The sequence below is a fragment of the Variovorax sp. LG9.2 genome (genome assembly GCF_035018885.1).
GTDB lineage: Bacteria > Pseudomonadota > Gammaproteobacteria > Burkholderiales > Burkholderiaceae_C > Variovorax.
In genome coordinates this window covers 19,675-39,069 of the sequence record NZ_JASJXB010000011.1, presented here as the reverse complement: position 1 = coordinate 39,069, position 19,395 = coordinate 19,675, and the positions used below count along the sequence as shown (strand labels likewise).

Sequence of the window (19,395 nt, the reverse complement as noted above, 5' to 3'; positions counted from 1 at the left end):
CGACTTCCACCCCCTGACCGGGGGCAACACCAGCGGCCTGGCAAAGCCAGTTCCGCGGTGTTCCTGGAAAAGACCTCATGGACAATTGATATGCAAATCCGATCTTCCCTTTCTCTCTTCGATGGTGCGCTCATCAAGCCCGCACTGTGGTCGTCGGTGACCAAGCTGAGTCCGCGCGTGCAATGGCGCAACCCGGTGATGTTCATCGTCTACATCGGCAGCATCCTGACGACGCTGCTCTGGCTGCATGCGCTGACATTTCCGGGTGACACCGGCATGCCGCCGGCGTTCGTGCTGGCCGTGTCGATCTGGCTCTGGTTCACCGTGCTCTTTGCCAACTTCGCCGAAGCGTTGGCCGAAGGCCGCAGCAAGGCGCAAGCCGCTTCCTTGCGCGGTTTGCGCAAGGACACCTGGGCCAAGAAGCTGCAGCAGCCGCACTACGGGGCGGCCTTCCTGCCCGAGCAGGCGCCCAACCTGCGCAAGGGTGACGTCGTGCTCATCGAGAGCGGCGACGTGGTGCCGCTCGATGGTGAAGTCATCGAAGGCGTGGCCTCGGTCGACGAAAGCGCCATCACCGGCGAATCGGCACCCGTGGTGCGCGAATCGGGCGGCGACTTCTCGGCTGTGACCGGTGGCACACGCGTGCTGTCCGACTGGCTGGTGGTGCGCATCTCGGTCAACCCCGGCGAGTCGTTTCTCGACCGCATGATCGGCATGGTCGAGGCTGCCAAGCGCCAGAAGACGCCGAACGAGGTCGCCCTCACCATCCTGCTGGTGGCGCTCACGCTGGTGTTCCTGATGGTCACCGTCACGCTGCTGCCGTACTCGGTGTTCAGCGTGGCCGCGGCCGGTACCGGCACGGTGGTGTCGCTCACCGCGTTGGTCGCGCTGCTGGTGTGCCTGATCCCGACGACCATCGGCGGCCTGCTGTCGGCGGTCGGCGTGGCCGGGATGAGCCGGATGATGCAAGCCAACGTCATCGCCACTTCGGGCCGCGCGGTGGAGGCCGCCGGCGACGTCGACGTGCTGTTGCTCGACAAGACCGGCACCATCACGCACGGCAACCGCCAGGCCAGCGCTTTCCTGCCGGCCGCGGGTGTTCGCCCCGAGCGGCTGGCCCGCGCTGCGGTGGTCGCATCGCTCGCCGATGAAACGCCTGAAGGCCGCAGCATCGTCGAGCTGGCACGCCGCCAGAACGTGTCGGATGCCGGCGTCGAAGGCGCGACCTTCGTGCCCTTTACCGCGCAAACGCGCATGAGCGGTGCCGACCTGCCGGCAGCGGCCAACAGCCTCGACGTCGACACCATCGCCATGCGCAAGGGTGCGGTGCACGCGGTGCAGAAGTACGTGGAAGCGCTCGGCGGCACGATGCCACCCGATGTGCTGCGCGCATCCGAAGAAGTGTCGCGTCGTGGCAGCACGCCGCTGGCCGTGTCCGAAGGCAACCATGTGCTGGGCATCGTCGAGCTGAAGGACATCGTCAAGACCGGCATCAAGGAGCGCTTTGCCGAGCTGCGCCGCATGGGCATCAAGACGGTGATGATCACCGGCGACAACAAGCTCACTGCGGCTGCCATCGCGGCCGAAGCCGGCGTCGACGACTTTCTGGCCGAAGCCACGCCGGAAGACAAGCTCGCGCTCATTCGCCAGTACCAGGCCGACGGCCGGCTGGTCGCGATGACCGGCGACGGCACCAACGATGCACCGGCACTGGCGCAAGCCGACGTGGCGGTGGCGATGGGCAGCGGCACGCAGGCCGCGAAAGAGGCCGCCAACATGGTCGACCTCGACTCCAATCCGACCAAGCTGCTCGAAGTGGTGGAGACCGGCAAGGCCTTGCTGATGACGCGCGGCTCGCTCACCACGTTCTCCATTGCGAACGACGTGGCGAAGTACTTCGCCATCATCCCGGCGATCTTCGTGTCGACCTATCCGCAGCTCGGCGCGCTCAACGTGATGCGGCTCGCCAGCCCGTCGTCGGCCATCTTGTCTGCGGTGATCTTCAACGCGCTGGTCATCGTCTTCCTGATTCCGCTGGCGCTGAAGGGCGTGCGCTACCGACCCGTCGGTGCGGCCGCGCTGCTGCGCCGCAACCTCGCGATCTATGGCCTCGGCGGCCTCATCGTGCCCTTCGTCGGCATCAAGCTGATCGACTGGATCCTTGTTGCCGTGCACCTCGTTTAAAGGACTCATCGTCATGAAAAACATTCTTCGTCCCGCGCTGGTTCTTTTCGTCTTGCTCAGCGCTCTCACCGGGCTGCTCTATCCGCTGGTCGTGACCGGCGCCGTCAAGGCGGCGTTCCCGGTGCAGGCGGCGGGCAGCATGGTCGAACGCGACGGCGTGGTCATCGGCTCGACGCTCATCGGCCAGAACTTCAGCGACCCCAAGCACTTCTGGGGACGCCCGTCGGCCACCTCGCCGATGGCCTACAACGGCGCGGCTTCGGGCGGCTCCAACCAGGGTCCGCTCAACCCGGCGCTGGTCGACGCGGTCAAGGGGCGCGTCGAAGCTCTGCGTGCTGCCGATCCTGGCAATACCGCGCCAGTGCCGGTCGATCTGGTGACCGCATCGGCCAGCGGGCTCGACCCACACATCAGCCCGGCCGCCGCGAGCTACCAGGCGGCCCGCGTGGCACGTGAGCGCGGCCTGCAACCGGCGCAAGTCGAGCAACTGGTCGCTTCGCACACCGAAGGCGCGCTGTGGGGCTTTTTGGGCGAGGCGCGCGTCAACGTGCTGGCACTCAACATGGCGCTCGACGCCGCCAAGTGAGGAGCACCTGTCATGGCCTATGCCGCTTATCGAGAGAACAATGGTGTTCCGCGAACCTCGCATGCCACGCCCCGCAACGCGACCGCGTTCTGCGTGCTCGACGTGACCGTCGCCTGCGCAGATGCCGCCTGCGTGCGGCGTAACGTCGCGCAGGTCGACGACACCGGCGTGGTCCGGTGCGAGCCGCTGCTGCACGACGACGGCACGCAAGAGAGCGTTGCGCCCCGCGTGCGCTTGATGATTCGCTTACCGATCACCCGCTACACCGAGCTGCTGCACCGCTTGATCGAGTGCGTGCCGTCCGGTGAAATCGGTCGCTTGGTGAGCTGGCGCGAGCACCTCGCCCGTTGCGGGTTGCGCGATGGCCGATAGCACCTTGGCGCAAGATATCTTGCACGGGCTGCTGGCCCTGGCGGCGTTGATGCTGCCGCTGTTGTTCGCCTGGTTCGTGCTGTCGCGCACCGCAAGGCGGCACAGGCACCCGAAGCGCAAGGACGAGTCGATGCGCTAACCTGCCCGCTCGCTGCCCATCCCGGATTCATGCAAGACCACACCCGCCCCGACCCCGACGCATTGATCGCCCAGATGCGCAACGACGAGGCGCGCGCCAAGCGCGGCAAGCTGCGCATCTACTTTGGCGCCAGTGCCGGTGTCGGCAAGACCTGGGCGATGCTGAGCGCCGCGCAACGCGAGCGCACGGCGGGCCGCGACGTGATGATCGGCGTGGTCGAAACGCATGGCCGCAGCGAGACCGCGGCGCTGCTGGTCGGGCTCGACACGTTGCCGTTGCGGCAGTTGCCGTACCGCGACCGCACGCTGCCCGAGTTCGACCTCGACGCCGCGCTGGAGCGCAAGCCTGCGGTGTTGCTGGTCGACGAACTGGCCCACACCAACGCGCCCGGGTCGCGCCATGCCAAGCGCTGGCAAGACGTGCAGGAGCTGCTGGCCGCCGGCATCGAGGTCTGGTCCGCGCTCAACGTGCAGCACCTTGAAAGCCTGAACGGCACGGTCGGCGCCATCACCGGCGTGCGCGTGCACGAGACCGTGCCCGACACCGTGCTCGACGAAGCCGACGAGGTGGTGCTGGTCGACGTCACGCCCGACGAGCTCACCGCACGACTGGCAGCCGGCAAGGTCTATTTGCCCCAGCAGGCCGAGCGCGCGGCGAAGAACTTCTTTCGCAAGGGCAACCTGATCGCGCTGCGCGAGATCGCGTTGCGACGCACCGCCGAGCACGTCGAAGACGACATGCGCGGCTGGCGCGTGGAGCAGTCCGGTGCGACCGCGCTGCAGGCGTGGAACACCTCGGGCGCCATCCTCGCCTGCGTCGGTCCGCACGAAGGCTCTGCGCAAACCGTGCGCACCGCCGCGCGACTGGCCGGCCAGCTCAACGTGCGCTGGCACGCCGCGTATGTCGAAACACCGCGCCTGCAACGACTCGACGCGGCGCAGCGCGACCGCATCCTCGCGGTGCTCAAGCTGGCCGAAGAACTGGGCGCTGCAACCGCGGTGCTCACCGGCGCCGACATCGCGCAGCAGCTGACGGCCGAAGCGCAGCGGCTCAACTGCGCCACGATGGTCATTGGCCGACCCGAAGCCGCGACAGGATGGCGCCTCCTGGTGTCCCGCATGTGGCTTCAGCCCGCGCTGGCGCTTTCATTGGCCGAGCAGGCGCCAGCGCTCGACATCGTCGAAGTCGGGCGTGCCGACAGCACCCGCCGACTGGCCTGCGCCCCCCTCGGCCTCGGCCACCGCGCTGGGAACGGCGACCGCGACGATGGCAACAACAGCAACCACGCGGCCGATGACGACGACGATGCCGACCGGCCGCGCGCCCAATGGCCCGGCTATGCGCTGGCAGCGGCGAGCAGTGTGGCGATCACCCTGGTCGCGACGCCGCTGCTCGGCGTGCTGGAACTGACCAACATCGTCATGCTTTTTCTGCTGGGCGTGGTGGGCATCGCGATGCGCTTCGGTCGCGGCCCTTCAGCCTTGGCGGCGCTGCTCAACGTGGCGGCGTTCGACTACTTCTTCGTGCCGCCACGGCATTCCTTCGCGGTCAGCGACGTGCAGTACGTCGTGACCTTCGCGGTGATGCTGGGCGTTGGCTTGCTGATCGGCCAGTTGACCGCGGGCTTGCGCTTCGCAGTGGGCGTGTCGACCAGCCGCGAGCGGCGCGCGCAGTCGCTGTTCGAGCTCACGCGCGAACTGTCGGCAGCCCTGGAAAGCACGCAGGTGGTGGCGCTCGGCGCCGCTGCGGTGCAACGCCATTTCGGCGGTCGGGCTCTCGTGTTGGTGACCGACGCGACCGACCAGCTGGTGCGCCCGCTGGCGCCGCCGCCCGGCTTCGACGCGAGCGTGGCCGACTGGGCGTTTCGGCAAGGCCAGCCGGCTGGCCTTGCGACCGCCACGCTGGCCGCGCAGCCGTGGCACTACGTGCCGCTGAAGGCGCCGATGCGGGTGCGCGGCGTGCTCGCGCTCGAACCCGCGCGGCCGCGCTGGCTGCTCATCCCCGAGCAGGCGCAACAGCTCGCCACGCTGGCGCGGCAGATCGCGATCGCGCTGGAGCGCGTGCACTACGTCGAGGTCGCGCAGGGGGCGGTGGTCGAGATGGAATCCGAGCGCCTGCGAAACGCCTTGCTCGGCGCCATTTCGCACGACGTCCGCACGCCGTTGACCGCGTTGATCGCGCTGGCCGAGTCGCTGCAAACCTTGCCGCCCGACCAGCATGCCGAGGCTGCCCGCGCCATCGTCGCGCAGGCGCGCCAGCTGCATGCGTTGGTTAACAACCTGCTGGACATGGCGCGGCTGGAGAGCGGTGGCGGCGCCGTCAATTTGCGGCGCGATTGGCAGTCGGTCGAAGAAGTGATCGGCTCTGCCATTCGGGCGGCACGACCCGCGCTCGGCGACTGGCCGGTGCTTACCGCGCTGGCGCCCGACCTGCCGCTGGTCGAATTCGATGCGGTGCTGATCGAGCGCGTGCTGGTCAACCTGCTGGAGAACGCTGTCAAGTACGGCGCGCAGCCGGTGGTCGTGAGCGCCACCGTCACGCCCGTTTCGCTGGTGCTGACGGTGCGCGATCACGGCCCCGGTTTGCCCGCCGCCCTGCACGGCAACGAGCAAACGCTGTTCGACAAATTCACCCGCGGCCAGGCCGAGTCGGCCACGCCGGGCGTCGGGCTGGGCCTGGCGATTTGCAAGGCGGTGGTGAGTGCGCATGGGGGTGACATCGCTGCGATGAATGCGGTCACTGATGCCGAAGGTGGTGGCGCAGAATTCACCGTCACCCTGCCGCGCCGTGCGCCGCCAGCACTGCCCGAACTGCCATCGTCATGAGCACCACGCCTCGTCCCCTGCAACCCACCGCCATCGTGATCGAAGACGAGCCGCAGATTCGCCGCTTCGTGCGGGGCGCGTTGGAAACGGAAGGCTGGCTGGTGCACGAAGCCGCGACGCTGCGCGATGGCCTGGCCGCCGCCGGAACGCGCCAGCCCGACCTGCTGGTGCTCGACCTCGGCCTGCCCGACGGCGATGGCGTGACGTTGATCCGCGATGTGCGCGGCTGGTCGGGCGTGCCGATCATCGTGCTGTCGGCCCGCACCGACGAGGCCGACAAGATCGCCGCACTCGACGCCGGTGCCGACGACTACCTCACCAAGCCCTTCGGCACTGGCGAACTGCTGGCGCGCGTGCGTGCCAACCTGCGCCGGCCGCGTGCGGGGAGTGCAGGCAGTGACGAGCCCGAGGCGCTGTTTCGGTTCGGCGAGATCGAGGTCGACAGGGCCGCACGGCTGGTCCGACGCGCGGGTGCCGAGGTGCATCTGACGCCCACCGAATACCGCCTGCTGACCGCGCTGGTCGCGAACGTCGGCCGCGTGATCACGCAGCGGCAATTGCTGCGCGAGGTGTGGGGTCCGTCGCATTCCGACCAGAGCCACTACCTGCGCATCTACATGGGGCATCTGCGGCAGAAGCTGGAGGCCGATCCGGCGCAACCGCGGCATTTGTTGACTGAGACGGCTGTGGGGTATCGGCTGGTGGCTTAGGGGCCCATCCACGGCTTCGACATCGTGACGATCTGCGCGGTGTTCTTGGCCAAGCGCCGGTAGCGCACATGGGTGAAGCTGAACTGCTGCTTGATCACATGGAACGAATGCGCGACCTTGGCACCCATGCCGGCGCTGGCAAAGCTGCGTTGGTTTATGCCGGACACCCTGCGAATCTCATCCTCTGGTGCATGCGTTTGGCGTGCAGGAATCGGTCAGTTGATCAGCGTGTCTCTAACTTGCCGGCTTCACTTTCGGCTTCTTGATCTGATCGGTCGCGGTCCTGAGTAATCACATGGTGGGTCGCGGTTGAGCTACCGAATTAATGGCCAGTAGGTCTGCAGCCGAGTCCAGACCGCGCACCGCGCTGGTCCACCATTTCGAAAAAGAATCGCAGCGCCGATCGACTGTCGGAAAGAGGGTGGGTGCCGTCTCACATTCGGCCCAGCTCGCCAGCCATGGCGCAAGGTGAGGCTCGTCGATGCTGCGCACGCTGCGGGCGACTTTCAATGCGGTGCCGATGGCGGCCGCATCTCCATGCCAGCGTTCGGTCGTCAGTTCTGCCATCCGGCTGCCGACGAAGTGCCAGCGCCTTGCATCCCAAGGCCATGCACGGTGAAATTCGTCAAGATAGAAGCCGATCACTACCGCGTCCGGGGGCAATGCAGTCGACAAGTCACCCAGGCTCCAGGGGTGTACGAGCCAGACATCGCGACCCGCGATGGCGGCGGCGCTGGGAGCGGTCGCGCCGAGCTCATCGGGCGGCTTCGATCGGATGTCCGGCTCCGGCCACGGTGGACTGCGCCGATGTGCATGGTTTTCTTTCATACCCTTCAACGCTGGTGCACGGGCGATGCGGTCGAGCGCCTCGTAAGACGTATCGATCACGCTGCCTGGGCTGTGCCACGAAGCCGGTGCGTAACGGGCTACGTTCTCGGCATTGAAAAGGTAGGGCTTGCCGCTGCCGGTGCCAGCGACCCACTGCCAGCTGAGGTGGTTGCTGGCCAGATCGCCATCGAGCAGGTGGCCATAGAGCCAATCGGCACCGGCACGCCAGTGGACCTTGCGCATATGAACTACATAGCTGGCCAACCACATGCGTGCATGGTTGTGCAGCATGCCTGTGGCATAGAGCGTGCGCACCGCTTCGTCGACCACCGGCACGCCCGTACAGGCCTGCCGAATGTCGGCCGGCAACTCTTGGGCATAGCCATCGTCCGGCAGCAGGCCCTCGTGCAGCGAATTCAGAATGGCATCGCCGCGGTGCTGCCAGACATGACGGAAGTAGGCGCGCCAGCCGAGCTCGAAAACAAATTTATGCTGCACGTCGAGCGTATGCCGCTCGCACACGCCGGCCAGCACGTCTGCTTGTGTGGCAAAACCATGAGTGATGTACGGGGAAAGACCACTCACAGCGCCGTCGAGGGAGTTGCGTGTCCGGGCATAGACGGCAGGCTGCACGGCAGCGATGCGGGCTTTTGCGGCGGCGATCGTCGGGATAAATTCGTTGTTCATGCACGCTTGGTCTATATGGTTAGCCCAGCCGGCAACGTCATGTCGCGCTGGTCAGTGACGGTCGGGACCAGGCCGACGGGCACGCGAGTTCATCGGACTGAACAGGTCTGTCCCGTCGAAGAAAACTGATCGGTATACGACATCGTGTTACCTTGCTCGGACGACGTGTCCGAAGTAAAGCACCCCATTCGGACCCGCTATGTCATGGTGTTTAAACCCTGTCCGTACATTCGAGTCCGTGTAATTTTGAGCGCCAGCTTGCGTGATCTCGGGCCCGTCTTCAGCCAGCGCGGCGGCCGACTTGAGAGACGGTCGCACGATGGCAATATGACCAGGTTTCCTTGGGTTGGGACTTTCATACGAAGCCACCACCAATTCCCCGGCATTGCTCAGGCTCTGTGCTTGCTGGGCGGTCCCTATCGGATACCAGCCGGCTTGTTCGCCAGCAGCTCGGCCGAACCAGGCGGTTTGCGCACTCGCCAGTAAAACCGGGCTGTGCTCGGGTGGACGCAGCATGTAGACGTCAAGCCGTTTGCCGATGGCGGCGGCATACGCGCTGCAATGAGAGGTGTAGCCCGGCGCACCGGCTTCGGGCATTCCGGTCTCCCAGTTCACATGCGCGTGGGGCAACCATAGGTGCTCCACATCCGACTGATCGAGCACTCCGAGTAGCTTGGTTCCGACATCGCTGATCGGTCCGCAGCAAGGCTCAATGTGGTTCGAGCGTTCATTGGTTGGGTTCACCTCGCCTTCAGATAGCTGCGCAGCTGCAGCGAGCCCGACATGAACAATTCCCGCGGTGGAAAGCAGCAAAGCGGCAGGCCAGAACTTCAAGGTTTTCATACTTCTCAAATCAGTTGAGGTCGGAGTCTGCCATTGGACATACACCCGACCTTCTAAAGAGACGCTGAAGTGTGAGCATCGGCAGATTGAACGGACTCAACAGCCGTGCCGAGTTGCTGGCAGCCGCTTGTATCGCGCCTGAACTTGAGCCGCGTGGTGGCGTCGGGCACCGATTCGCGCGGCAGATGGATGCCCACGAAGTCGCGCATTGATTGGCTTTCGTACAGGGCATCTTCCAGCGCTTCGTCGGCCAAGCCGCACCGCTGCTGGAGACAGTACAGCGGCAGCAAACGACCACTCGTGGGGTCAGCGGCTCCCTAATTCTTCTACCGAGTGGATTAGCGTGAGCCGCGTTCAGTGTCCAAGATGCTTTCCGAAGAAGCTGGCGATCTCGTCGAACGCTTCTTTTGTCTCAGGCACACGATCGTCGAATTGATATTGGGCATGCGATTGCCCCTCAAAGACGACCAGATCGGCGGGTACGCCTGCTCTACGCAGCTCGCGGTGAACCCGCACGGTATTGCTCAACAGAAGGTCGCGCGTTCCTGTGGTCAGTATTGCGGGAGGGAAGCCGTGCATATCGCCATAGACCGGAGAGAGTAACGGATCCTTCAAGTCGTGGCCTTTGGCGTAAATCAGAGTCCCGGCGTCGCAGAAGCCGTCACGGGACACAAGAATATTGTCGACCTTCTCGTTTGTGTAGAAGCTGTCGCCGGTCTTCGTCACGTCAGACATCGGCGTTCCAGGAGCAATGGCGCCCGGTACGGGGAGTCCTTGCGCCTGCGCGCTCAACACCATTTCGAGTGTCAATGCGCCACCGGCCGACGTTCCAAAAAATGCGACATTCTTTGAAGGCGTGTTTTTCAAAACGGCCTTGTAAACGTTCACCGCGTCATCTAGCGCGGCGGGGAAATAAGCCTCCGGAGGCATGCGATAGTCGACGGAAATAACTTTGTAGTGCCCGAAGCCAGCCATCATGATGGCCTCAGTTGTGCCGGATTCGCCGGGAAAAAGAACATAACAGCCGCCGTGCACGTGGATCAGAACCTTGTCGCGGTTTTCTGGTGGAATTGCATCGGGCGTAATGGTGAATACTTTGACGCCATCGACTGTTGACGCCGTTGACTTTACGTGCAGCCGTTCAAGCATCCCCGGAATTCCTTTGACGGCGTTAGCGGCCTGGACATCCGCATACTTTCTTGCTTCGTCACCGGTTTTCCAAAGCTTGTCCCAATCTGGGTTCAGCGGCGCTGCAATAAATGCTTGCATGCCGGTGCTGATGCCTGCAGTCGGTACGGGCAAGCTTTTGGCAGGGACCTGTAGTGGTGAAGCGATATCGACTGCAAAAGCATGCTGGGCAGCCAGGATCGAAGCGGCCAAAAATATTGTCTTTATGGTGCTCATGCGAGGTCTTTCGTTCTGGGAAAATTGATTTCCTGCAGTCGCGAAGAAAACTGTGCATCACGGTTTGACTTCAACAGATCGCGCTATCTGCAGATTGATATTCGTACTGGCTTCTCTATTGGCTCGTGTCCGTAACACTCGCTTCTAGGCCGTATCGAAGGGGCCAGATCGGCGCCCGTCGTCGACGGCACTCATTGACTATGGGGCCGCCGGGACTTTTTCAACGGTAGCGGTAGTTAAGCAATGGTTAACGTGTGTTTAACAATAAAGACGTGTTGGCGCCGGCAGCAAATTGACCTCACCGGGGGTCAAGATTCAACCGGCGCAGACCGGTCAAGCCTTACCGCTTCAGTCCACGCCCGCCACCGGCGCTTGGCGAATCGAATTCGCACTTCGTCGCAAGGCACGCGACCGCCTGCAAGACCGTGCAGACAATCGCCGACGTCGTCTCCACTGAAGGCCATCACCTTGAATACGCATACATCCAAACTGCTCGCTGTTGCCGTCGCCATTGGCACCACCATCGCACTCACACTCGTCGGCACCTGCGCGTATGCAGCCGGCTTCCAACACGGCTTTGCCGCCGATCCTGATGGCAAACCTTTGGAGATCGGCATCTGGTACCCGAGCGAGGCTGCGGCCCAGCCGGTGACGATGGGGCCGACGACGATGAGCGTCGCGGTCAATGGCCTGGTGCAAGGCAAGGCGCTGCCGCTGGTGGTGATGTCGCATGGAAACGGTGGCTCGTTTCTCGGGCACTACGACACGGCCATTGCGCTGGCCGACGCGGGCTTCGTCGTTGCGGCCGTCACCCACACGGGGGACAACTACAAAGACCAGAGTCGCGCCACCGACGTGATGGACCGGCCGCGACAAATGAGCAGGGTGATCGACCACATGCTGTCGACCTGGGATGGTCGCGGCACCATCGATGCATCGCGCATCGGCATGTTCGGCTTTTCATCTGGCGGCTTCACCACGCTGGCGAGCATTGGAGGCATCCCTGATTTTTCAACGATCGGGCCGATGTGTCGCCAGTACCCCGGCGACTTCGCATGCCAGCTGATCGCCAAAAGCGGCAGTGGCCATGTCACCGCACCACCGGCGTCCGCCATCGCCCTTGCGGCCGACCCTCGCATCAAGGCCGCGGTGGTGGCCGCACCCGCACTCGGTTTCACGTTCGCTGCTGATGGGCTCAAGGACGTCAAGGTGCCCGTGCAGCTCTGGCGCGCCGAAGACGATCTGATCCTCCCGCACCCGCGCTATGCCGAAGCGGTGCGTCTCGCGCTGCCGGACGCGCGGCAGATGCTGGACTATCACGTCATCCCCAACGCCGGGCATTACGACTTTCTGGTGCCCTGCAGCAGTGCATTGGCGTCGATCGCGCCCACCATCTGCAGCAGCGCTCCCGGCTTCGATCGGGCAGCGTTTCACGCCAGCTTCAACGCGGCGGTCGTGGGCTTTTTGAGCAGGGCGATAGGCGTCGGTTCGCGCAGCTGATCCGTCCGATCGCCACGGCGAGGGTCCATCGAGCACATTCCGCACTTGCGGCGGATGCGCAGGGGCTACGCCGCATGGAAACTCGGGCTTTCTGCTGACGGAGGAAATCGCTGCTGACGAGATAATTTCGTCAGCCATGACCACTGACTTCACCACGCCCGCTTCACTCGCAGCGTCCAGCACGTCTGTCTTCGATTCGGGCGGCGGTGTCATGGGCGCCCGGTTGCGCGCTTTCGACTGGGCGGGCACGCCACTCGGCGCCATCGAAGGCTGGACGAGCGCGCTGCGTGTCGCGGTCGATCTCATGATGTCATCGCACTTTCCGTCGTGCCTGTTCTGGGGCTCGGACCTGGTGGCCATCTACAACAACGGCTACCTTCCCATCCTCGGCGAAAAGCCGGAGGCGCTCGGTCAGCCCATGCGGGTCACCCGGCACGAGACGTGGGAGCAGCTCGAACCGATCGCCGACAAGGCGCTCAGAGGCGAGTCGACCTACATCGAAGACTTCAAGATCACCATCGACCGCCATGGTTATCTCGAAGACGCGTACTTCACCTTTTGCTACAGCCCGGTGCGTGACGATCGCGGCCGCATCGTGGCGTTGCTTGACACGGTGACGGAGACGACGGCGCAGGTGGAAGGTGTGCGAAACGCGGTCAACGAACGCGGCAGGCTGCAGCAACTGCTTCAGCAGATGCCAGGCTTCGTGGCCCTGCTCAATGGGTCGGGCCACGTGTACGGCTACGTCAACGACGCGTACATCGCCGTCGCGGGCGCGCGAAACTATTTGGGCAGGACCGTGCGGGAGGTCTTTCCCGACCTAGGCAGCCAGGGCTTCTACGAAATGCTCGATGGCGTCTATGCGACCGGCAAAGCGGTCCACGCCAAAGCCATGCCGATCCGGCTGACCGGCCTCAGCACCTTGCGCTATATCGACCTCCTGTTGGAGCCGATGCGCGATGCTCAGGGCCAGGTCAGCGGCATCTTCGTTGGCGGGTATGACATCACAGACCGGGTCGAAGCCGAGGCCCGGCTGAGCGATCTGAATGCCGAGCTCGAACGCAAGGTGATCGAGCGTTCGCAGGCGCGTGGGCGTACCTGGCAGGCCAGTCCCGATCTCCTGGGTGCGCTCGACAGCGAAGGCTATTTCCAGACATCCAATCCCGCGTGGCAGTCGATGCTGGGCTGGACCGAGCAAGAAGTCACCAGCATGTCGATCTTCGAACTCTTGCATCCGGACGATGTGGAGCGCACGCGCAGCGGATTCAACCTGACCCAGCACGGGCAGCCAGCCATCCGGTTCCCCAACCGGTACCGGTGCAAAGATGGTGGCTACCGATGGATTTCGTGGGTCGGCGTGCCCGAGGACGGCCTGGTTTATTGCAGCGGTCGTGACATCACCGACGAGATGGAGCAGGCCGAAGCGCTCGAACGCACGGAAGACGCGCTCCGGCAGGCGCAGAAGATGGAGGCGCTGGGCCAGCTCACCGGTGGCATCGCGCACGACTTCAACAACATGTTGCAGGGCATCGTCATGCCGCTGCAGTTGATCCGTAAACGGATCGAGGCCGGGCGCTATGACGGCCTCGACCGGTATGTGCAGGCCGGGCTGGAATCCGCCCGGCGGGCAGCGTCGATCACGCAGCGCCTGCTCGCGTTTTCTCGTCGGCAGCCGTTGGCCAACCAGAACGTCGAAGTCGCCGGCACGCTGTTGGGGCTGGAGGAGATCATCCGCAATGCGGCGGGCGAAAACATCGGGATCTTCATTCGTATCGAGGCCGGGGTATGGAACGTGATGACCGATGCGCACCAGTTCGAAAGCGCCATCATCAACCTCGTCATCAACGCGCGGGACGCCTTGCCCAACGGGGGCGAGGTCACCCTTAGCGCACGCAACGTGCACATCGGCACCACCGAAGCGCGCTTCACGGAAGGCCTGGACAGCGGCGACTACGTTCAGGTCGACGTGCGCGACACGGGGATCGGGATGCCGCCCGACGTCCTGGCAAGGGCATTCGAGCCTTTCTTCACGACCAAGCCGATGGGGCAGGGGACCGGGCTGGGCCTTTCGATGATCTACGGCTATGCAAGACAGTCTCGGGGTACCGTCATCATCGAAAGTATCGAGGGCTCTGGCACCTGCGTGCAACTCTATCTGCCCCGTTCCACATTGACTGAAACCCGCAAGGGGGAGGGGCCGGTCGCCACCCCGTCACGGTCCACTACCGCGCGCTGCATTCTTGTGGTGGAGGACGACAACGTGGTGCGTCGCATGGTCGTGGAACTGCTGCGCGACCACGGCTATCAGGTGCTGGAAGCTGGCGACGGCGCCGCCGGCATGGCGCTGCTCGAGGGCTCGATCGCGGTGGACTTGTTGCTCTCCGACGTGGGCTTGCCGGGGCCGAATGGCCGGCAGCTTGCAGACTTCGCCCAGTCCCGCTTCCCGGAGATGAAGATCATTCTGATGACGGGCTACGCCGCGCACGTCGCGACCGACACGGCACAACTGAATCAGGGCGTCGTGCTGATGATCAAGCCGTTCGATGCCGACACTTTGCTCGCCAAAGTCTCGACCGTCCTCGCACTGCGACAAGTTGTGGGCGCACTGCATTGATCGAGGATGCTTGCTGCACCCGGCGTGGAGATCCCGGGCCGGGCTTTGCTATGTCGCAGCCTGCAGGGCGGGTAACAGGCGGTCGTACTCGTGCCTCACCACGGCATAGCATTCGCAGGTGCGCGCTTCCAGTCCTTCCCGGTCCAGCACGGTGATCTTGCCGCGCGCATAGCGGATGAGTTTGCTTTTCTTGAGCTTGTTGGCGGCTTCGGTTACGCCTTCGCGGCGCACGCCGAGCATGTTGCCGATGAGCTCCTGCGTCATCACCAATTGGTCGCCCTGCAGGCGGTCCAGGCTGAGCAGGAGCCAGCGGCAAAGCTGCTGGTCGACCGAGTGATGTCGGTTGCACACGGCGGTTTGCGACATCTGGGCGATGAGCGCCTGCGTGTATCTAAGCAAGAGGTGCATGGCCTGACCGCCGCGCTCGAACTCCTGTTTCAGCGCGATCGCCGGCAACCGAAATCCGTGGCCTCCGCTTTGCACCACGATCCGGCTCGTGGCAGAGCCTCCACCCATAAAAAGCGAGATGCCGACAATTCCCTCGTTGCCGACCACAGCCACTTCGGCCGAGGCGCCTGTGTCCATCACGTACAGCAAGGACACGATGGCCGTCGTCGGGAAGTAGACGAACTTCATCGTCTGGTTGGATTCGGCCAGGACCAGGCCCAATGGCAATGCGACAAATACAAGTTCAGAAGACCAGCGATCGCGCTCAGCTGCACTCAATGCCGCCAGAAGCAAATTGGCTTTCAGGTCCTCGCTGGGGAGAGTCTTGGTTGCCATGATGACTCCGGTGGTGGCGCGGTCAAGTTGAAACTCGGGAGAAGTTAAAACTTTGGTCCGCCGCCAAAAATACGACTTACGGCTGATGTGGCTTGTCGGGAATTAGCCCGATATCTCTACAGCTGTTCGGGTTGGCCTTGCACAGGCGTCGCTTTGACGGTGGCAAGGTGCCGATCGGGGATAATTTCCGGGATAGTTTCTGGCGGCCGAGCGATGCGTTTGCAACGCTGCCTCAACCGGTCGAAGGAGACCTTATGGACGTCGCACGCCGCAACAACATCAAAATTTTGGGCGATGGCCCGGCCACCATGGTTTTCTCGCATGGGTTCGGTTGCGACCAGAACATGTGGCGCTTTCTGGCGCCGCAGTACTCGGCTCGCTTCAAGACGATCACGTTCGACCTGGTCGGCGCGGGCGGGTCCGATGTCACCGCCTACGACCCCAAAAAATACGCCTCGCTGTCGGGCTACGCGGACGACCTGCTGGAAATCGTCGATGAGTTCGCGACCGGCCCGGTGATTTTCGTCGGTCATTCGGTCAGCGCGATGGTGGGCATGCTGGCCGGCATCCGCGAGCCAGAAAAATTCGCCGCGCACGTCATGTTCGGGCCTTCGCCTTGCTACATCAACGATGGCGACTATGTGGGCGGTTTCTCGCGTGAAGACATCGACTCGCTGCTCGACACGCTGGAGTCGAACTATCTGGGCTGGGCCAGCAGCATGGCACCCGCCATCATGGGCGCGCCGGCGCAGCCGGAACTCGGGGAGGAGTTGACCAACAGCTTTTGCCGCACCGACCCCGCCATCGCCAAACATTTCGCACGCGTGACCTTCATGGGAGACAACCGTGCCGACGTGGGGCGGCTGATCGCGCCGACGCTGGTCGTGCAGTCCAGCGACGACCTCATCGCACCTTTGTCGGTCGGCGAATATCTGAAACGCACACTGCCCAACGGCATGCTGCGCGTCGTCGAGAACGTGGGCCATTGCCCGCACCTGAGCGCACCCTGCGCCAGCGCCGACGTGATGGACGAGTTCCTCGCGACGCTGGGACGTTGACGAATGCCTGAGCAGTTGCCCACGTTGCCGGGTGCGGAGCAGCTTTTTGAGGAATTCCCCAGCGGGCTGCTCGTCACCAGCACGACCGGCCTGATCCTGAAGGTGAACCGTACGTTCTGCACCTGGGTGGGCATGCCGGCAGAAGAACTGGTCGGGCTCAAGCGCCTGCAGGAGCTCTTCACCATGGGGGGCAGGATCTTCCACCAGACGCACTGGCTGCCGACGTTGCAGATGCAGGGGTCGCTGTCCGAGGTCAAGTTCGAAGTGCGCCACAAGGACGGCCGCACCATACCGATGATGATGAATGCGATCCGTCGCGTCGGGACGTCGGGCAGCTACGACGAGATAGCCGTTGCGGTCGCAGAAGAACGCAACAAGTACGAACGCGAGCTGGTCGCCGCGCGCAAGCGGGCGGACGAACTGGTCCTGAAGGAACGAAGCGCGCAGGAAGACCTGACCATCAGCCAGGCCCGATTGCGACAGGCCCTGCGCATCGGTGCCCTGTTTCTTTGGGAGGTCGATGTGGCGAGTGGGCGCAGGCGCTATGAAGACGAAGCCGCCCGCCTGCTCGGGTTCGAGGCGCCGCGCGCTGTTACCGATGTCATGTACGCCGGCGCCATCGCGCCGCACGACCGCGAAAAGGAAGCCGAGGCGTTTGCACATGCCATCGACGGGACGCTCGACGGTTACCAGTGCACCTACCGTCTGAACGGCGTCGACGGCGTCCAGCGCACGGTCGTGTCGTCAGGCCAGGGCTTCTTTGACCAGGAGGGCGCCTTGATCCAGTTCGTCGGAATATTGAGCGACGTGACAGAGCCGACGCGGCAGCGCGCGCTGGCCGAAGACCGGGCACTGTTTGCCGAGCAGATGGTCGGCATCGTGAGCCACGATCTGCGCAATCCGCTCTCTGCCATCCTGATGGGAATCAAGCTGCTTGCGCATGAGGAGACGGCTCCCGGCAAGGTGCGCGTGCTGGGGCACGTGACAAGTTCTGCCACTCGGGCGCAGCGGCTGATCGAAGAGCTGCTCGACTTCACCCAGGCGCGCGTAGGACGGGGCATAGCGGTCGTCCCCAGGCCCTTCGACCTGCACGCTTGCATCGCCACGATCGTCGAGGAGCTGGCGCTGGCCTTCCCCGATCGAAAGATCGTCCACCAGCGACTGGGCGAAGGGCAAGTCGTCGCAGACCCGGACCGCATTGCTCAACTGGTGGGCAATCTGGTGGGGAACGCGATGGCTTACGGCACACCGGGTGGAACCGTCACGGTCAGTTCGTCGACCGACCAAGTCACCGCGAGCCTTCGGGTGCACAACACTGGCGACACTATTCCGGACGTGCAGATTGCATCGCTCTTCGAGCCGATGGTGCGTGGTGTTCCCGGTGACAGCGGGATACGCAGCGTCGGCCTGGGCCTGTATATCGTCAAGGCCATCGCGGCGGCGCACCGCGGTGGCGTGACCGTCACGTCCTCGCGGGGTCAGGGGACCGAGTTCGTCTTCACGTTCCCGCGCATTTCCTGAAATTGTGCGTCGCGCTGCCTTACAACCCTGCGCGCACCAGCACCACCATGAGCATCGACACGCCGCCCATCGCAAGCGCCAGGGCGATCTGACTCCATCTACTGTCCATAAATTTTCTCCGTTGCTTGTTGACGATCGTCCGCGTTACAGCGCGTCGGCCAATCCCTTGTTCGGATTCAGCAGAAACTTCTCCCCCGTCGCGGCCTTGCCGTAGATCGCAATCGCGTCGAGCTGCAGCATCTCCGCCAACGACACCTCACGCGTGTAGTGGCTGGCAAAGGTGGTCTTCAACTCGTCGGTCACGCGCTTCTTGAGGCGCGAGACGTCGGCAGGTGCGAGCTTTTGTAAAAAGGGGAACAGCAGCCAGCCGCCCATGCTCCACGCCATGCCGAAGGCGCGGGTGAATTCGGTCGGCCCGCGGTCGAGGCCGCCGTAGATGTAGACCTGCTTGTGCGTGGTGGAGCCGTAGCGGCTGTATTCCTTGGCCGTGCGGTTGATCGCGATCTCCATCGCCGTCAATATTTGCCCGGCCAGCTTGCCGCCGCCGGTGGCGTCGAAGGCCAGCGTGGCGCCGGTCGCGATGATGGCTTGCGTCAGGTCTTCCATGAAGGTCGGCGACGTGGCGTTGCACACGTACTTGGCGCCGATGGATCGCAGCAGCGCTTCCTGCTCGGGCTTGCGGACGATGTTGACCAGGCCGATGCCGTCCTTCAGGCAGATCCTGTTGAGCATCTGGCCGAGGTTCGATGCGGCGGCCGTGTGCACCAGCGCAGTGTGGCCTTCGCGCCGCATCGTCTCGACCATGCCGAGCGAGGTCAGCGGGTTGACGAAGCACGACGCGCCTTCGGCCGCGGTCGTGCCCTCGGGCAACAGCAGGCACTGGTCGGCTGGAAACGCGCGGTATTGCGAGTACATGGCGCCGCCGATGGCCGCGACCATCTTGCCGAGCAGCGCTTGCGCCGCCGGCGACGAACCGGCTCGCACCACCACGCCGGCGCCCTCGTTACCGACCGGCATCGACTGGCCGAGCCGCCCGGCCATCGCGGGCATGGCGCGCTCGGGCACGGTGGCGGTCACGACGGGCTTGTGCGCCGTGCCCGTCACGGTGGCGGTGCTCATGTCGGCCGCGCCGAAGAGCAGGCCGAGGTCGGACGGGTTCATCGGCGAGCCTTCGACGCGCACCAGCACATCGTCGGCGCCGAGTTCGGGCACCGGCACGTCGGCCAGCGAAAGTTCGAGTTCGCCGTTGGCCTGGATGATCGAGCGGAGTTGAAGCGCCATGGTGATGTCTGCCTTGTGTTGTCTTGGAGGATGCGCTGGGAGTATAGGAACTGCTCGACG

Annotated in this window: 15 protein-coding genes and 2 pseudogenes; 10 read left to right on the top strand and 7 right to left on the bottom strand. The window is 64.1% G+C overall.

The genetic code is table 11. The features are described from left to right. Positions 1-90 precede the first annotated feature (90 nt). The 6 genes from kdpB to kdpE are packed head-to-tail and all read left to right on the top strand — an operon-like array spanning position 91 to position 6,816. A complete protein-coding gene (kdpB, locus tag QN413_RS13335) occupies positions 91-2,184 on the top strand; it encodes a potassium-transporting ATPase subunit KdpB (RefSeq protein WP_323497097.1) in 2,094 nt (697 codons plus the stop codon). A 13-nt stretch (positions 2,185-2,197) separates the two neighbouring features. Continuing rightward, the gene (gene kdpC, locus QN413_RS13330) at positions 2,198-2,770 is read left to right on the top strand and encodes a potassium-transporting ATPase subunit KdpC (protein WP_323497096.1); all 573 of its coding nucleotides are present in this window, start codon (positions 2,198-2,200) and stop codon (positions 2,768-2,770) included. Between the two features lie 12 nt (positions 2,771-2,782). After that, complete coding sequence (locus tag QN413_RS13325) at positions 2,783-3,142, top strand: hypothetical protein (protein ID WP_323497095.1); 360 nt, start codon at positions 2,783-2,785, stop codon at positions 3,140-3,142. Next, complete coding sequence (locus tag QN413_RS13320; RefSeq protein ID WP_323497094.1) at positions 3,132-3,281, top strand: hypothetical protein; 150 nt, start codon at positions 3,132-3,134, stop codon at positions 3,279-3,281. The genes QN413_RS13325 and QN413_RS13320 overlap by 11 nt, the downstream gene beginning before the upstream one ends. 29 nt (positions 3,282-3,310) lie before the next feature. Next, positions 3,311-6,106, top strand: a complete 2,796-nt coding sequence (locus QN413_RS13315; protein ID WP_323497093.1) for a DUF4118 domain-containing protein — start codon at positions 3,311-3,313, stop codon at positions 6,104-6,106. Further along, positions 6,103-6,816, top strand: a complete 714-nt coding sequence (gene kdpE / locus QN413_RS13310; protein ID WP_323497092.1) for a two-component system response regulator KdpE — start codon at positions 6,103-6,105, stop codon at positions 6,814-6,816. Before QN413_RS13315 ends, kdpE begins: the two co-directional genes overlap by 4 nt. Here kdpE and QN413_RS13305 read toward each other — a convergent pair. The 5 genes and pseudogenes from QN413_RS13305 to QN413_RS13285 all read right to left on the bottom strand — a co-directional run. Further along, positions 6,813-6,950, bottom strand: a pseudogene (locus QN413_RS13305) (IS5/IS1182 family transposase); the annotation flags it as partial. The gene kdpE and the pseudogene QN413_RS13305 overlap by 4 nt on opposite strands. Before the next feature lie 157 nt (positions 6,951-7,107). Continuing rightward, a complete protein-coding gene (locus QN413_RS13300) occupies positions 7,108-8,331 on the bottom strand; it encodes an FAD-binding domain-containing protein (RefSeq protein ID WP_323497090.1) in 1,224 nt (407 codons plus the stop codon). 147 nt (positions 8,332-8,478) lie between these two features. Further along, positions 8,479-9,174 (bottom strand): hypothetical protein, encoded by a 696-nt coding sequence (locus tag QN413_RS13295; RefSeq protein WP_323497088.1) that lies wholly within the window; start codon positions 9,172-9,174, stop codon positions 8,479-8,481. 134 nt (positions 9,175-9,308) lie between these two features. Continuing rightward, a pseudogene (locus QN413_RS13290) lies at positions 9,309-9,467 on the bottom strand (transposase); the annotation flags it as partial. Positions 9,468-9,528: 61 nt separating this feature from the next. After that, positions 9,529-10,578, bottom strand: coding sequence for an alpha/beta hydrolase (locus tag QN413_RS13285; protein WP_323497086.1), 1,050 nt, complete (start codon positions 10,576-10,578; stop codon positions 9,529-9,531). Between the two features lie 468 nt (positions 10,579-11,046). On the opposite strand from QN413_RS13285, the gene QN413_RS13280 reads away from it, so the two are divergent. Both QN413_RS13280 and QN413_RS13275 read left to right on the top strand, forming a co-directional pair. Then, the gene (locus QN413_RS13280; protein ID WP_323497085.1) at positions 11,047-12,078 is read left to right on the top strand and encodes a dienelactone hydrolase; all 1,032 of its coding nucleotides are present in this window, start codon (positions 11,047-11,049) and stop codon (positions 12,076-12,078) included. A 136-nt stretch (positions 12,079-12,214) separates the two neighbouring features. Then, the gene (locus QN413_RS13275; protein WP_323497083.1) at positions 12,215-14,692 is read left to right on the top strand and encodes a PAS domain-containing protein; all 2,478 of its coding nucleotides are present in this window, start codon (positions 12,215-12,217) and stop codon (positions 14,690-14,692) included. 48 nt (positions 14,693-14,740) lie between these two features. Here QN413_RS13275 and QN413_RS13270 read toward each other — a convergent pair whose 3' ends face one another. Further along, a complete protein-coding gene (locus QN413_RS13270; RefSeq protein WP_323497081.1) occupies positions 14,741-15,475 on the bottom strand; it encodes a Crp/Fnr family transcriptional regulator in 735 nt (244 codons plus the stop codon). A 254-nt stretch (positions 15,476-15,729) separates the two neighbouring features. Between QN413_RS13270 and QN413_RS13265 the strand changes: the two genes are divergently transcribed. Both QN413_RS13265 and QN413_RS13260 read left to right on the top strand, forming a co-directional pair. Then, a complete protein-coding gene (locus QN413_RS13265; RefSeq protein ID WP_323497079.1) occupies positions 15,730-16,533 on the top strand; it encodes an alpha/beta hydrolase in 804 nt (267 codons plus the stop codon). A gap of 3 nt (positions 16,534-16,536) precedes the next feature. Beyond that, a complete protein-coding gene (locus QN413_RS13260) occupies positions 16,537-18,054 on the top strand; it encodes an ATP-binding protein (protein WP_323497077.1) in 1,518 nt (505 codons plus the stop codon). Between the two features lie 144 nt (positions 18,055-18,198). Here the strand turns inward: QN413_RS13260 and QN413_RS13255 are convergent, their stop codons facing one another. Then, positions 18,199-19,335 (bottom strand): zinc-binding dehydrogenase, encoded by a 1,137-nt coding sequence (locus QN413_RS13255; protein WP_323497076.1) that lies wholly within the window; start codon positions 19,333-19,335, stop codon positions 18,199-18,201. Positions 19,336-19,395: the final 60 nt, after the last annotated feature.